This is a genomic window from Streptomyces sp. NBC_01352, from assembly GCF_036237295.1.
Taxonomy (GTDB): Bacteria; Actinomycetota; Actinomycetes; order Streptomycetales; family Streptomycetaceae; genus Streptomyces; species Streptomyces plumbiresistens.
On record NZ_CP108354.1, the window covers coordinates 4,729,148 to 4,743,347 of the forward strand.

11 protein-coding genes are annotated in these 14,200 nt (G+C 67.6%); 7 read left to right on the plus strand and 4 right to left on the minus strand.

All coding sequences use genetic code 11. From position 1 onward, the window contains the following. Positions 1 to 46: 46 nt before the first annotated feature. The 7 genes from OG252_RS21835 (at position 47) to OG252_RS21865 (ending at position 4,944) form a co-directional block, all read left to right on the plus strand. A complete protein-coding gene (locus OG252_RS21835) occupies positions 47 to 1,150 on the plus strand; it encodes a hypothetical protein (RefSeq protein ID WP_329338075.1) in 1,104 nt (367 codons plus the stop codon). Beyond that, positions 1,147 to 2,283, plus strand: coding sequence for a hypothetical protein (locus OG252_RS21840; protein ID WP_329338077.1), 1,137 nt, complete (start codon positions 1,147 to 1,149; stop codon positions 2,281 to 2,283). The genes OG252_RS21835 and OG252_RS21840 overlap by 4 nt, the downstream gene beginning before the upstream one ends. Further along, on the plus strand, positions 2,283 to 2,987 hold the full coding sequence (locus OG252_RS21845; RefSeq protein ID WP_266435107.1) for a hypothetical protein: 705 nt from the start codon (positions 2,283 to 2,285) through the stop codon (positions 2,985 to 2,987). The genes OG252_RS21840 and OG252_RS21845 overlap by 1 nt, the downstream gene beginning before the upstream one ends. A 43-nt stretch (positions 2,988 to 3,030) precedes the next feature. After that, on the plus strand, positions 3,031 to 3,459 hold the full coding sequence (locus OG252_RS21850; RefSeq protein ID WP_329338079.1) for an ATP-binding protein: 429 nt from the start codon (positions 3,031 to 3,033) through the stop codon (positions 3,457 to 3,459). 79 nt (positions 3,460 to 3,538) lie between these two features. Next, a complete protein-coding gene (locus tag OG252_RS21855) occupies positions 3,539 to 4,408 on the plus strand; it encodes a peptidoglycan-binding protein (RefSeq protein WP_329338081.1) in 870 nt (289 codons plus the stop codon). A gap of 27 nt (positions 4,409 to 4,435) precedes the next feature. Beyond that, positions 4,436 to 4,687, plus strand: coding sequence for a hypothetical protein (locus tag OG252_RS21860; protein ID WP_329338083.1), 252 nt, complete (start codon positions 4,436 to 4,438; stop codon positions 4,685 to 4,687). Continuing rightward, positions 4,684 to 4,944, plus strand: coding sequence for a hypothetical protein (locus OG252_RS21865; protein ID WP_266435116.1), 261 nt, complete (start codon positions 4,684 to 4,686; stop codon positions 4,942 to 4,944). Before OG252_RS21860 ends, OG252_RS21865 begins: the two co-directional genes overlap by 4 nt. Before the next feature lie 99 nt (positions 4,945 to 5,043). Here the strand turns inward: OG252_RS21865 and OG252_RS21870 are convergent, their stop codons facing one another. The 4 genes from OG252_RS21870 to rplJ all read right to left on the minus strand — a co-directional run bounded on the left by OG252_RS21870 (position 5,044) and on the right by rplJ (position 14,181). After that, positions 5,044 to 8,943: a DNA-directed RNA polymerase subunit beta' gene (locus OG252_RS21870; protein ID WP_266435118.1), complete on the minus strand. Its 3,900-nt coding sequence runs from the start codon at positions 8,941 to 8,943 to the stop codon at positions 5,044 to 5,046. A 94-nt stretch (positions 8,944 to 9,037) separates the two neighbouring features. Next, the gene (gene rpoB, locus OG252_RS21875) at positions 9,038 to 12,523 is read right to left on the minus strand and encodes a DNA-directed RNA polymerase subunit beta (protein ID WP_266435121.1); all 3,486 of its coding nucleotides are present in this window, start codon (positions 12,521 to 12,523) and stop codon (positions 9,038 to 9,040) included. 617 nt (positions 12,524 to 13,140) lie between these two features. Then, positions 13,141 to 13,524: a 50S ribosomal protein L7/L12 gene (gene rplL, locus OG252_RS21880; protein ID WP_266435141.1), complete on the minus strand. Its 384-nt coding sequence runs from the start codon at positions 13,522 to 13,524 to the stop codon at positions 13,141 to 13,143. A 126-nt stretch (positions 13,525 to 13,650) separates the two neighbouring features. Then, entirely contained in the window at positions 13,651 to 14,181 is a 531-nt protein-coding gene (gene rplJ, locus OG252_RS21885) for a 50S ribosomal protein L10 (protein WP_030039746.1), read from the minus strand. Positions 14,182 to 14,200 lie beyond the last annotated feature (19 nt).

The window sequence follows — 14,200 nt, forward strand, 5'->3', positions numbered from 1 at the left end:
GCCCACAGACCCGCCCAACTGACCTGCCCCAGAAAGGGAGTTCCCCATGCCCGTACGCTCAGGCTGGCTGTCCCCGGACGGCCAGTCCCGCGAGGACACCCGGCTCGTCTCGCTCGGCGCCCTCACTCCGACCTCGGCCGTCGCCACCCGCTCCGGCATCCTGCCAGGCTCCCCCGACGGCCAGTGGCGGATCTCCGGATTCACCCTGACCGGCACCCCGAACACCATGACCGTGAGCGTCAGCCCCGGCCGCGCGGTCCTCCAGGGCACCGACACCCAGGGCGCCTACCCGGTCGCCCTGACCGGGTACCTGCCCCTGACCTTCGCCGACGGCGACGCCCTGTACGACCGGATCGACCTGGTCGTGCTGCGGGTGTACGACCACGCGTACGACGGCCAGGACCGTACCGAGGCCGTCGTCGAGATCATCCCGGGCACCCCGGCCGCCACCCCGGCCGCCGAGCCCGTACCCGCCCTCGCGATCCCGCTGTACCAGGTCACCGTGGCCAAGGGCGCGAGTGCGGGCGGCGGCGGTCTCGCCTGGTCCTCCGTCCTCGCCGACCGCCGTACCCCGACGGTCGCCGTCGGCGGCATCCTGTCGGTCACGTCCGACACCGCGATCGGCTCCTACCCCGGCCAGTACCGCGACATAAATGGCCAGTTGCAGCGCTGGACCGGCAGCGCCTGGGCCGACTACCCGGCCCTGCCGACCTGGCAGAGCTGGACGCCGAACTGGACGACCGGCACCGGGAGCGCCACACCGTCGTACGGCAACGCCACCGTCAACTGCCGTTACCTCAAGTCCGGTACGACCGTGCACCTCAACTTCTCGATCCAGTTCGGCACCACCACCAACTTCGGCACCAGTCCCACCACCGCGGACAACTGGCGGTTCTCGCTGCCTGTGCCCGCTTCCGCGGCCCACCCCGTCATCGGTTTCGCCGAGCTGTCCGCCACCAACGCCGCCCGCCTGATGGGCCGGATCTACCTCGCCACGACCAACACCTTCGAGTTGAACATCGGCACGGGCCGGGTCGACGCCGCCACGATCGCCGGTCCCAACCAGGGCACCGCGGACTCCCTGTCGCCCTGGACCTGGGCCGCCTCGCACGCCGTCCGGGGCACCGCCACCTACGAGGCCGCCTCATGAGCACGATCAACACGCCCTACCGGGCGATCTTCTGCGACCTGCTCACCGACCACACCATCGACATCCTGCCCCTACGAGACGTCACCGTCGACGACTACATAGGCAAGGCCGGTTCCCTCTCCGGCACCGTCCCCCTCCCCAACGCCGAGATGGCCGCCCGCGCCCGCCGCATCGAAGAGGGCCGCACCTCGGTGTACCTCCAGCGCGGCAACGACCTGTGGTGGGGCGGCATCATCTGGACGTCCACCCTGCAGAGCGACACCCGGGGCGTCCTCACCCTCGGCATCCAGGCGGCCACCTTCGAGTCGTACGCGGGCCGCCGCCGCATCCGCAAGGACCTCGCGTTCACCGATGAGGACCAGCTGGAGGTGGCCCGCAAGCTCTGGCGGCACCTCCAGACCGGGACCGTCGACGCCGAAGCCGAGCCCACCGAGGCCGGCGGCGACATCGGCGTCACGTCCGGCGACGAGACCTCCACGCAGACCCGCACCGTCTCCTACCGCGACGGGGACGAGACCGTCTACCTGGAGGCGCTCGACGCGCTCGCCGCCGTGGACAACGGCTTCGAGCACCACATCGCCGTCTACCGCGACCCGTCCACCGGCGAACGGACGCGCCGGCTGCGCCTGGGCAACCCGAAGATCCTGATCGGCACCACCGACCTGCTGTTGGACCGGCCGGGCACGATCCTGGCGTACTCCTTTCCGCGCGACGCCACCCGTGGCGGCACCACCGCGCGGACCCGCGGGGCCTCCGTCAACGACAACCAGGCCGCGGAGTCCCGCCCGCAGTGCTCCGACATCCAGGTCGCCGACGACCTGATCACCAAGGCGGGCTACCCGCGCATCGACCTGTCCTCCGACCACACCGAGGTCACGAGCAAGGCCACCCTGAACTCGCTGGCCAAGGCCGAACTGGCATCGGCCACCGCGGCCGTGGTGATCCCGGAGATCAGCGTCCGCCTCGACGACCTGGTCCCGCCCGCCCTGCTCGGCCGAACCGTCCGTATCCGCATCACCGACGAGTGGTGGGCCGAGGGCCTGGACGCCCGGTACCGGATCATCGGCGTCAAGGTGAGCCCGGCCCAGCGCGGCCGCCCCGACACCGCCGAGCTCTACCTGGAGGAGGTCTGATGCCCCAGCTCCCCGAAGACATCATCGACCGGCTCACCCAGATGGAACGCCGCATCCAGCAGCTGTCCACCGCCGTCAACGGCCTGCCCGCGCTCAACAAGGGCTCGGGCGCGGGCGGTTACATCTCCGTACGGACCCCGGACAACAGCTCCGAGGTGTTCCGGGTCGGCAAGTGGACGGCTGACGAGTTCGGCCTCGCGATCCGCCGCCAGACCGGCAAGCTGGCGCTGAGTATGTACAACGGCGACGGCACCAGCACCTCCCAGCAGCCGCTGCGGGTCCACGACGTCAACGGCCGCGAGATCTTCTCCGACGACATCGACACCGGCGGCCTGGCCCGGCCCTGGCTCCCGATGGCACTCCCGACCGACCTGGACAACGCCCGCTGGCCGCGCACCACTCTGACGGACTGGTCGACGGTCGCCCGGTCCTGGAACCCGCTGTGGCAGCCGCGGATGCGCATCTTCGTCGCGACGGCGGTCAGCTCCGGTGCCACGGGCGAGGTCCGCGTCCTGATCAACGACGCCGAGTGGTCCGGTGCCGTCACCGCGCCCACGTCCCTCGACCACACCGGCGCCGTCGCCGCCGACTTCAACGCCTCGTTCGGTTCGCTGCTCAAGGTGGAGATCCAGGCCCGGGTCACCTCGACCTCCGGCACGGTCTACGCCCAGCCGCGAATGATGTTCGGCCTCCAGACCTCGTAAGCCCCTTCAGCCCTCAGCCCTTTCAGCCCTCACGGAGAAACCCATGGACATCGACACCAGCCAGCCCTGGGGCGTCGCGATCGACTACGCGGGCCGCGCCACGGTCGTCGAGGACGGTCACGCGATCCACGTCAACGTCTCCGACGCCAGCCTCAGCAGCATCATCGCCCCCGACCCGCTCACCGGACGCCACGCGTCCGTGACCGTCACGGCCCAGTTCTCCGAGACCGACGGCAGCGGCGCCGTCCTGCGCGGCGGCGGCCGCGTCACCGTCCAGCCGACCGGCACCGACCCCGTCGTACCGGACCAGACGGCCGTGCAGCGGGCGGTCGCCGCCGCACTGGTCGACTTCCGGGCGAACACGGAGAAGTACGCGGCCCTGTGCGCCACGTGGACGAGCCCGAGCACCCCGGATCCGGACACGGACACGGACACGGAGACAGGGACAGGGACAGGGACAGCAACCACCTGACCCACCCCCCGCCACATCCACCCCGAGCCGCTCCCGGCCGGGGTTTTCTCATGCCCGCGTCACCCCTGAAAGGCAGCCCATGGCCACACCCCTCTCCGCCGACGCCCTCGTCTCCGCCCTACGGGCCGAGGGCGTCACCGTCGTCGAACACCCTGGCTGGCACACCAACAACCGCAACCACAAGGGAAGTTGGGGCCCGGTCAACGGCGTGATCATCCACCACACCGTCACCTCGGGCACCGCCGCCACCGTCAACCTCTGCTTCAACGGCCGCTCCGACCTCCCCGGCCCGCTCTGCCACGGCGTCATCGCCAAGGACGGCACGGTTCACCTGGTCGGCAACGGCCGCGCCAACCACGCCGGCAGCGGCGACGGGGACGTACTGAACGCCGTAGTCGCCGAACGCACCCCTCTCCCCTCCCCCAACGAGAACGACACCGACGGCAACGTGCACTTCTACGGCTTCGAGTGCGTCAACCTCGGCGACGGCAAGGACCCCTGGCCCGAGGCCCAGCTGGACGCGACGGCCCGGGCGGCGGCCGCGCTGTGCCGGGCCCACGGCTGGAGCGCCGGCTCCGTCATCGGACACAAGGAGTGGACCAGCGCGAAGATCGACCCGCGCGGGTTCACGATGACCGACTTCCGGGCCAGGGTCGCCACCCGGCTCGGCAAGAAGCCGACCAGTGCCCCCAGGCCCACATACCAGCCCTTCCCCGGCGCCGCCTGGTTCAGGAAGCACCCCCGGTCGCCGATCGTCACAGCGATGGGCAAGCGCCTGGTCGCCCTCGGCTGCTCCGCCTACACCGACGGCCCCGGCCCCCAGTGGACCGAGGCCGACCGCCGGTCGTACGCGAAGTGGCAGCGAAAGCTCGGCTACACCGGCGCGTCGGCCGACGGGTGGCCGGGCGCGAAGTCCTGGGCGGCACTGCAGGTCCCGTACAGCCCCTGAGACCCGTACAGAAAGGAGGCCGCCCCCATGTCAGAGGCCGCCAAGCGGACCCTCCGCACCGTTGTCCAGACCGCTGCCGGCCTGTGCGTCCTGCTGCCGACGGTCGTCGACGCCGCCGGCATCTCCAGGACACTCCCCTGGGTGGCCGGCGCCCTCGCCGTCGCCGCGGGCGTGACCCGTGTCATGGCCGTACCCGGCGTCCAGACCCTGCTTCCCGCCTGGCTGCGCACAGACAGCACAGCAAGCACAGCCGGCCCGGACTCCGGGGGTGCCGGATGACGCCTCCGGAGCAGCAACAGCACGACGTCGCCCTCGAACTGGAACGCCTGCGCGGCACCGTCGAGGCCGGTTTCGCCCGCGTCGACGGGTCCCTCGCCCTCCTCGTCCAGCGCAGCGACCAGACCGACAAGCAACTCGCCGATCACGAACAGCGGTTGGACGCCCTGGAGCACTCCCGATGGCCGCTCGCCAGCATCGGCGCGCTGGCCGCCGTAGCCACCATGATCGTCATGGCCTGGGAACTGGCAGCACGCTGAACAGGCCGAAGGGCGGCCACCCCGTACGAAACGGGGTGACCGCCCTTCAGAACCTCAGACCCTCAGGACCCCTGAACCTCAGGACCTCAGGACCAACTACTACTGGTTGTACGGACCGTAGTCGTAGTCCTCCAGCGGAACGGCCTGGCCGGAGCCCGTGCCGAACGGCGAGTAGTCGATGTCGTCGTAGCCGACGGCCGAGTACATCGCGGCCTTGGCCTCCTCGGTCGGCTCGACCCGGATGTTGCGGTAGCGGGACAGACCCGTACCGGCCGGGATGAGCTTACCGATGATGACGTTCTCCTTGAGGCCGATCAGGGAGTCGGACTTGGCGTTGATCGCCGCGTCCGTCAGAACCCTGGTCGTCTCCTGGAAGGACGCCGCCGACAGCCACGACTCGGTCGCCAGCGAGGCCTTGGTGATACCCATCAGCTGCGGACGACCGGAGGCCGGGTGACCGCCCTCCTGGACCACACGACGGTTCTCGGTCTCGAACTTCGAACGCTCGACCAGCTCGCCGGGCAGCAGCTCCGCGTCGCCCGACTCGATGATCGTCACGCGGCGCAGCATCTGCCGGATGATGATCTCGATGTGCTTGTCGTGGATCGACACACCCTGCGAGTTGTAGACCTTCTGGACCTCGCCGACCAGGTGGACCTGGACGGCGCGCTGACCCAGAATGCGCAGCACATCGTGCGGGTTGGTGGCACCCACGGTGAGCTTCTGGCCCACCTCGACGTGCTCGCCCTCGCTGACCAGGAGTCGGGCACGCTTCGAGATCGGGAACGCCGTCTCGTCGCTGCCGTCGTCCGGGGTGACGACGATCTTCTTGGTCTTCTCGGTCTCCTCGATCCGCACGCGGCCCTGGGCCTCGGAGATCGGGGCGACACCCTTCGGCGTACGAGCCTCGAAGAGCTCGACGACACGGGGCAGACCCTGGGTGATGTCGTCACCGGCCACACCACCGGTGTGGAAGGTACGCATCGTCAGCTGGGTACCGGGCTCACCGATGGACTGGGCGGCGATGATGCCGACCGCCTCACCGATGTCGACCAGCTTGCCGGTGGCCAGCGAGCGGCCGTAGCACATGGCACAGGTGCCGACGTGCGACTCGCAGGTCAGGATCGAGCGGGTCTTGACCTCCTCGACACCGTGGCGCACCAGCTGGTCGATGAGGACATCGCCGAGGTCGACGTTGGCCGGCGCGATCACCTTGCCGTCGATGACGACGTCCTCGGCGAGCATGCGGGCGTAGACGCTGGTCTCGACGTCGTCCGTCTTGCGCAGCACACCGTCGGCGTCGCGGTTGGCGATCCGCAGCTTCAGACCGCGCTCGGTGCCGCAGTCCTCCTCGCGGATGATGACGTCCTGCGAGACGTCCACCAGACGACGGGTCAGGTAACCCGAGTCGGCGGTACGCAGGGCGGTGTCCGCCAGACCCTTACGGGCACCGTGCGTGGAGATGAAGTACTCCAGCACGGACAGGCCCTCACGGAAGGACGCCTTGATCGGACGCGGGATGGTCTCGTTCTTCGCGTTCGACACCAGACCGCGCATACCGGCGATCTGCCGCATCTGCATCATGTTTCCTCGGGCACCCGAGTCAACCATCATGAAGATGGGGTTCGTCTTGGGGAAGTTCGCGTTCATCGCCTCGGCGACCTCGTTGGTCGCCTTGGTCCAGATCGCGATGAGCTCCTGCGTGCGCTCTTCCTTGGTGATCAGACCGCGCTCGTACTGCTTCTGGACCTTCTCGTCCAGCGCCTCGTAGCCCTTGACGATCTCCTTCTTCGCCTCGGGAACGACGACGTCGGAGATGGCCACGGTGACACCGGAACGGGTCGCCCAGAAGAAGCCGGCCGCCTTCAGGTTGTCGAGCGTCGCCGCCACGATGACCTTGGGGTAGCGCTCGGCCAGGTCGTTGACGATCTCGGAGAGCTGCTTCTTGCCCACCGAGTAGTCGACGAACGGGTAGTCCTCGGGCAGCAGCTCGTTGAAGAGCGCGCGGCCCAGGGTGGTGCGCAGGCGGAAGGTGTCCCCCTGCTGCCACTCGGGCTCGCCCTCCTCACGCACCGGCGGAGTCCAGCCGCGCGGCGGGATGGTGCCCACCGGGAAGCGGATGTCGATCGGCGACTGCAGCGCGAGCTCGCCGGCGTCGAACGCCATGATCGCCTCGGCCGTGGAGCCGAAGGACCGGCCCTCGCCCTTGGTGTCACGCAGTTCACCGTCGGTGGTGAGGAAGAACAGACCGAGGACCATGTCCTGGGTCGGCATCGTCACCGGACGGCCGTCGGCGGGCTTGAGGATGTTGTTCGAGGACAGCATCAGGATGCGGGCCTCGGCCTGCGCCTCCGCGGACAGCGGAAGGTGCACGGCCATCTGGTCACCGTCGAAGTCCGCGTTGAACGCGGTGCAGACGAGCGGGTGGATCTGGATGGCCTTGCCCTCGACCAGCTGCGGCTCGAAGGCCTGGATGCCCAGGCGGTGCAGGGTGGGCGCACGGTTCAGCAGAACCGGGTGCTCGGCGATGACCTCTTCGAGGACGTCGTACACGACCGTGCGGCCGCGCTCGACCATCCGCTTGGCGCTCTTGATGTTCTGCGCGTGGTTCAGGTCGACCAGGCGCTTCATCACGAACGGCTTGAAGAGCTCCAGCGCCATGGCCTTGGGCAGACCACACTGGTGCAGCTTCAGCTGCGGACCGACGACGATCACGGAACGCGCGGAGTAGTCCACGCGCTTGCCGAGCAGGTTCTGACGGAAACGACCCTGCTTGCCCTTGAGCATGTCGCTCAGGGACTTCAGCGGGCGGTTGCCGGGACCGGTGACCGGGCGACCACGACGACCGTTGTCGAAGAGGGCGTCCACGGCCTCCTGGAGCATGCGCTTCTCGTTGTTCACGATGATCTCGGGCGCGCCGAGGTCGAGAAGCCGCTTCAGGCGGTTGTTCCGGTTGATCACACGGCGGTACAGGTCGTTCAGGTCGGAGGTCGCGAAGCGGCCACCGTCCAGCTGCACCATCGGGCGAAGGTCCGGCGGGATGACCGGGACGCAGTCGAGGACCATGCCCTTGGGGCTGTTGGAGGTCTGCAGGAAGGCAGACACGACCTTCAGCCGCTTCAGCGCACGGGTCTTCTTCTGGCCCTTGCCGGTACGGATGATCTCGCGCAGCCGCTCGGCCTCTTCGTCGAGGTCGAAGGACTCCAGGCGCTTCTGCAGCGCCGCGGCACCCATCGAACCGTCGAAGTACGTGCCGAAGCGGTCACGCAGCTCGCGGTAGAGCAGCTCGTCACCCTCGAGGTCCTGGACCTTGAGGTTCTTGAACCGGGTCCACACCTCGTCGAGACGGTCGATCTCGCGCTGCGAACGGTCGCGCAGCTGCTTCATCTCCCGCTCGGCACCTTCGCGCACCTTGCGGCGCACGTCGGCCTTGGCGCCCTCGGCCTCCAGCTCGGCCAGGTCGGTCTCGAGCTTCTTGGCGCGGGCCTCCAGGTCGGCGTCCCGGCGGTTCTCGACCTGCTGCCGCTCGACGGAGACGTGCGCCTCCAGGGAGGGCAGGTCGCGGGTGCGGCGCTCCTCGTCGACGTACGTGATCATGTACGCCGCGAAGTAGATGACCTTCTCGAGGTCCTTCGGGGCGAGGTCGAGCAGGTAGCCCAGCCGCGACGGAACGCCCTTGAAGTACCAGATGTGCGTGACGGGCGCGGCCAGTTCGATGTGGCCCATCCGCTCACGACGCACCTTGGCGCGAGTGACCTCGACGCCACAGCGCTCACAGATGATGCCCTTGAAGCGGACACGCTTGTACTTGCCGCAGTAGCACTCCCAGTCCCGGGTCGGACCGAAGATCTTCTCGCAGAAGAGTCCGTCCTTCTCGGGCTTGAGGGTGCGGTAGTTGATGGTCTCGGGCTTCTTGACCTCGCCGTGGCTCCACTGACGGATGTCGTCAGCGGTGGCCAGACCGATCCGGAGCTCGTCGAAGAAGTTGACGTCGAGCACTATGCGTCAATCCCTCTCAGGGTTGTAAGTCATGGGGTCTGATACGGGGGTCCTGGGGCCGGAGGCCTTCATGGCGAAGGCCTCCGAACTCCCGTCAGACCTCTTCGACGCTGCTCGGCTCACGCCGGGACAGGTCGATGCCAAGCTCCTCCGCAGCGCGGAAGACGTCCTCGTCGGTGTCGCGCATCTCGATGGACATGCCGTCCGAGGACAGCACCTCCACGTTGAGGCACAGGGACTGCATCTCCTTGATGAGCACCTTGAAGGACTCGGGGATGCCGGGCTCGGGAATGTTCTCGCCCTTGACGATGGCCTCGTAGACCTTCACGCGGCCGGTGACGTCGTCGGACTTGATGGTCAGCAGCTCCTGGAGGGCGTACGCGGCGCCATAAGCCTCCAGCGCCCACACCTCCATCTCACCGAAGCGCTGGCCACCGAACTGGGCCTTACCACCCAGCGGCTGCTGGGTGATCATCGAGTACGGACCGGTCGACCGGGCGTGCAGCTTGTCGTCGACCAGGTGGTGCAGCTTCAGGATGTACATGAAGCCGACCGAGATCGGCTCCGGGAACGGCTCACCGCTACGGCCGTCGAACAGCCGCGCCTTACCGGTCGGGAGGACCAGACGGTCCCCGTCGCGGTTCGGGATGGTGTGCTGCAGCAGACCGGTCAGCTCGTCCTCGCGGGCGCCGTCGAACACCGGGGTCGCCACGTTCGTGCCGGGGTCGACCTGGTCGGCGCCGATGACCTGGAGGCGCTGTGCCCAGTCCTCCGCGAGGCCGGAGACGTCCCAGCCGCGGCTGGCGAGCCAGCCGAGGTGGATCTCCAGGACCTGTCCCGGGTTCATTCGGGACGGCACACCCAGCGGGTTCAGGATGATGTCGACCGGGGTCCCGTCCTCGAGGAACGGCATGTCCTCGATGGGCAGGATCTTGGAGATGACACCCTTGTTGCCGTGACGGCCGGCCAGCTTGTCGCCGTCCGTGATCTTGCGCTTCTGCGCCACGTAGACACGAACCAGCTGGTTCACGCCCGGCGGCAGCTCGTCGCCCTCTTCACGGTCGAAGACGCGGACGCCGATGACCTTGCCGATCTCGCCGTGCGGCACCTTCAGCGAGGTGTCACGGACCTCACGGGCCTTCTCACCGAAGATCGCACGGAGCAGGCGCTCCTCCGGGGTCAGCTCGGTCTCGCCCTTGGGCGTGACCTTGCCGACCAGGATGTCGCCGGCGACGACCTCGGCACCGATACGGATGATGCCGCGCTCGTCGAGGTCGGCGAGGACCTCCTCGGAGACGTTCGGGATGTCCCGGGTGATCTCCTCGGGGCCGAGCTTGGTGTCACGGGCGTCGACCTCGTGCTCCTCGATGTGGATCGAGGAGAGGACGTCGTCCTGCACGAGGCGCTGCGACAGGATGATCGCGTCCTCGTAGTTGTGACCCTCCCACGGCATGAACGCCACGAGCAGGTTCTTGCCCAGCGCCATCTCGCCGTTCTCGGTGGCCGGACCGTCGGCCAGGACCTGGCCGTCGATGATCCGGTCGCCCTCGTTGACGATGACCTTCTGGTTGACCGAGGTGCCCTGGTTGGAGCGGGCGAACTTGGCCAGGCGGTACGTGATGTACGTGCCGTCGTCGTTGGCGGTGGTGATGTAGTCCGCGGAGACCTCCTGGACCACACCCGCCTTCTCGGCCTTGACCACGTCGCCGGCGTCGACGGCGGAGCGGTACTCCATGCCGGTGCCGACGAGCGGGGACTCGCTCTTGATGAGCGGCACGGCCTGACGCATCATGTTCGCGCCCATCAGGGCACGGTTGGCGTCGTCGTGCTCGAGGAACGGGATCATGGCGGTCGCGACCGACACCATCTGGCGCGGCGAGACGTCCATGTAGTCCACGTCGTCACCGGGGACGTAGTCGACCTCGCCGCCACGGCGGCGGACCAGGACGCGGTTCTCGGTGAAACGCATGTCGTCATTGAGCTCGGCGTTGGCCTGCGCGATGACGAATCGGTCCTCTTCGTCGGCCGTCAGGTAGTCGACGTCGTCGGTGACGACACCGCCGGTGACCTTGCGGTACGGCGTCTCCACGAAACCGAACGCGTTGACGCGGCCGTAGGAGGCGAGCGAACCGATCAGACCGATGTTCGGGCCTTCAGGGGTCTCGATCGGGCACATGCGTCCGTAGTGGGACGGGTGCACGTCACGGACCTCGAAGCCGGCCCGCTCACGGGAGAGACCACCCGGGCCCAGAGCCGACAGACGGCGCTTGTGGGTGAGACCCGACAGCGGGTTGTTCTGGTCCATGAACTGCGACAGCTGGCTGGTGCCGAAGAACTCCTTGATGGAGGCGACGACCGGCCGGATGTTGATCAGGGTCTGCGGCGTGATCGCCTCGACGTCCTGGGTCGTCATCCGCTCGCGGACGACTCGCTCCATACGCGCCAGACCCGTACGGACCTGGTTCTGGATGAGCTCGCCGACGCTGCGCAGACGACGGTTGCCGAAGTGGTCGATGTCGTCGGTCTCGACGACGATCGTCTGGCCGTTGTCGGCGGCCGTCTCGGTCTCGCCGGCGTGCAGCTTCACCAGGTACTTGATCGTCGAGATGACGTCCTCGACGGTCAGGACACCCGCGTTCAGCGGAGCGTCCCCACCCAGCTTCTTGTTGACCTTGTAGCGGCCGACCTTGGCGAGGTCGTAGCGCTTGGGGTTGAAGTAGAGGTTCTCGAGCAGGGTCTGCGCGGCCTCACGCGTCGGGGGCTCGCCCGGACGCAGCTTGCGGTAGATGTCGAGCAGCGCGTCGTCCTGGCCCTGGGTGTGGTCCTTCTCCAGGGTGGCGCGCATGGACTCGTACTCGCCGAACTCCTCGAGGATCTGCTCGGTGGTCCAGCCGAGAGCCTTGAGCAGGACGGTGACGGACTGCTTGCGCTTGCGGTCGATGCGCACACCGACCATGTCGCGCTTGTCGATCTCCATCTCCAGCCAGGCACCCCGGGACGGGATGATCTTGGCGGAGAAGATGTCCTTGTCGGACGTCTTGTCGATGGAGGAGTCGAAGTAGACACCCGGCGAGCGGACCAGCTGCGACACCACGACACGCTCGGTGCCGTTGATGACGAAGGTGCCCTTGCCGGTCATGAGCGGGAAGTCGCCCATGAAGACGGTCTGGGACTTGATCTCGCCGGTCTCGTTGTTGGTGAACTCGGCGGTGACGAAGAGCGGGGCCGCGTACGTGAAGTCGCGGTCCTTGCACTCGTCGATGCTGTTCTTAGGCGGCTCGAAACGGTGGTCGCGGAACGTCAGCGACATCGACCCGGAGAAGTCCTCGATCGGAGAGATCTCCTCGAAGATCTCCTCCAGACCGGACTTGGTGGGGACGTCCTGACCGGACTCCAGAGCCGCCTCGACACGAGCCTTCCACGCGTCGTTGCCGAGCAGCCAGTCGAAGCTCTCGGTTTGCAGCGCAAGAAGGTTCGGAACCTCGAGGGGCTCCTTGATCTTTGCAAAGGAGATGCGCAGCGGGGCGGTGCTGGCGCCGTTGTTCGTATTCGCGGTCGAGGCAGTGCGCGAGGCGGCCAAGAGGGGGTCCTTCCGAGGGCTCGGACTCACTACGCGCGTACCGGTCCCTCTCCCGGACACAGAGACAGACGATTCCTTCTCCAGCTCAAATGGCCAGGTCAGATACGGTCTGATCGTCGGTGCTCAAGCGAGGGTATGCCCCTGGTGACGGGCAGGAGGCAGCTAACAGGCAGCGCAAAGGGTCAGTGTAGCCATTTGGCACACTGATGTCCAGTCCGGGTTTTTCAAGACCCTCGTTGCTCTCAACACCTTCGGCAAGCCCACGTCCTCAACGCACGGTGATACTGCCCTCTTCGTCGCCGATCCATGCCTCGGATTCGGATCCTTGTGACGACGCGTCCTGAGAATTGCGCGCTGCGTGCGGTTCGTCAAGGCCCTCCTTGCCCGAACCGGGTGCTGCGCTCGTCACGTTGCAGCCTGCACCGGGGGCGCCCGGAGACACGACGAAGATCACCATACTCCGCACGAACGTCGGTGCAAGGCAGCCGCCGCCCGGCTCCCCGGAACGCCGAAGAGCGACCACCCGGATGGATGATCGCTCTTCGGTGCGTCAGCGTTACAGCCCTCTCGAAGGGACTGTGTCAGCTAGCAAGAGGAGTCCTGCGGACTCCGTGGGGTCACTTGACCTCGACGGAGGCGCCGGCGCCCTTGAGGGACTCGGCGGCCTTCTCCGCGGCCTCCTTGGCGACCTTCTCGAGAACGGGCTTCGGGGCGCCGTCCACGAGGTCCTTGGCCTCCTTGAGGCCCAGGGAGGTCAGCTCACGCACGACCTTGATGACCTGGATCTTCTTCTCGCCGGCGCCGGTGAGGATGACGTCGAACTCGTCCTGCTCCTCAGCAGCCTCGGCCGGGGCGGCCGGACCGGCCGGACCGGCAACGGCGACCGCGGCGGCGGCGGTGACGTCGAACTTCTCCTCGAACGCCTTCACGAACTCGGAGAGCTCGATGAGGGTCATCTCTTCGAACTGCGCGAGCAGGTCTTCCTGGCTGAGCTTCGCCATGATGGGCGATCCTTCCACTTTTTCGGCTGGTGCCGGTATGTACATGTCTGGCGGGCGTACGTTCGGCCCGCGACGACCGTCACCTCAGGCGGGGAGCCTCAGGCAGCGATCATTTCGGGAGCCGAGTTACTCGGCACCGCCCTGCTCGTCCTGCTTGGCACGAAGGGCGTCCACGGTGCGGACGAGCTTCGACGGGAGCGCCTGGAAGACCTGAGCAGCCTGAGTCTGCTTGCCCTTGAAGGCACCCGCCAGCTTGGAGAGCAGAACCTCGCGGGACTCGAGGTCCGCAAGCTTCTTGATCTCGTCGGCGGACAGCGCCTTGCCGTCAAGGACACCGCCCTTGATGACGAGGTTCGGGTTGTCCTTGGCGAAGTCACGAAGACCCTTCGCCGACTCCACCGGGTCACCGGTGACGAAGGCGACTGCCGTCGGACCGTTGAACAGGTCGTCGAGCGTAGAGATCCCGGCCTCGTTGGCCGCAATCTTGGTCAGCGTGTTCTTCACCACGGCGTACTGGGCGTTCTCACCGAGCGAACGACGCAGCGTCTTGAGCTGCGCCACGGTGAGACCCCGGTACTCGGTCAGCACGGCGGCATTCGAGCTACGGAACTGCTCCGCGAGCTCGGCCACCGCGGCAGCCTTGTCGGGCCTTGCCATAGAGCGTCGGCCTCCTTCC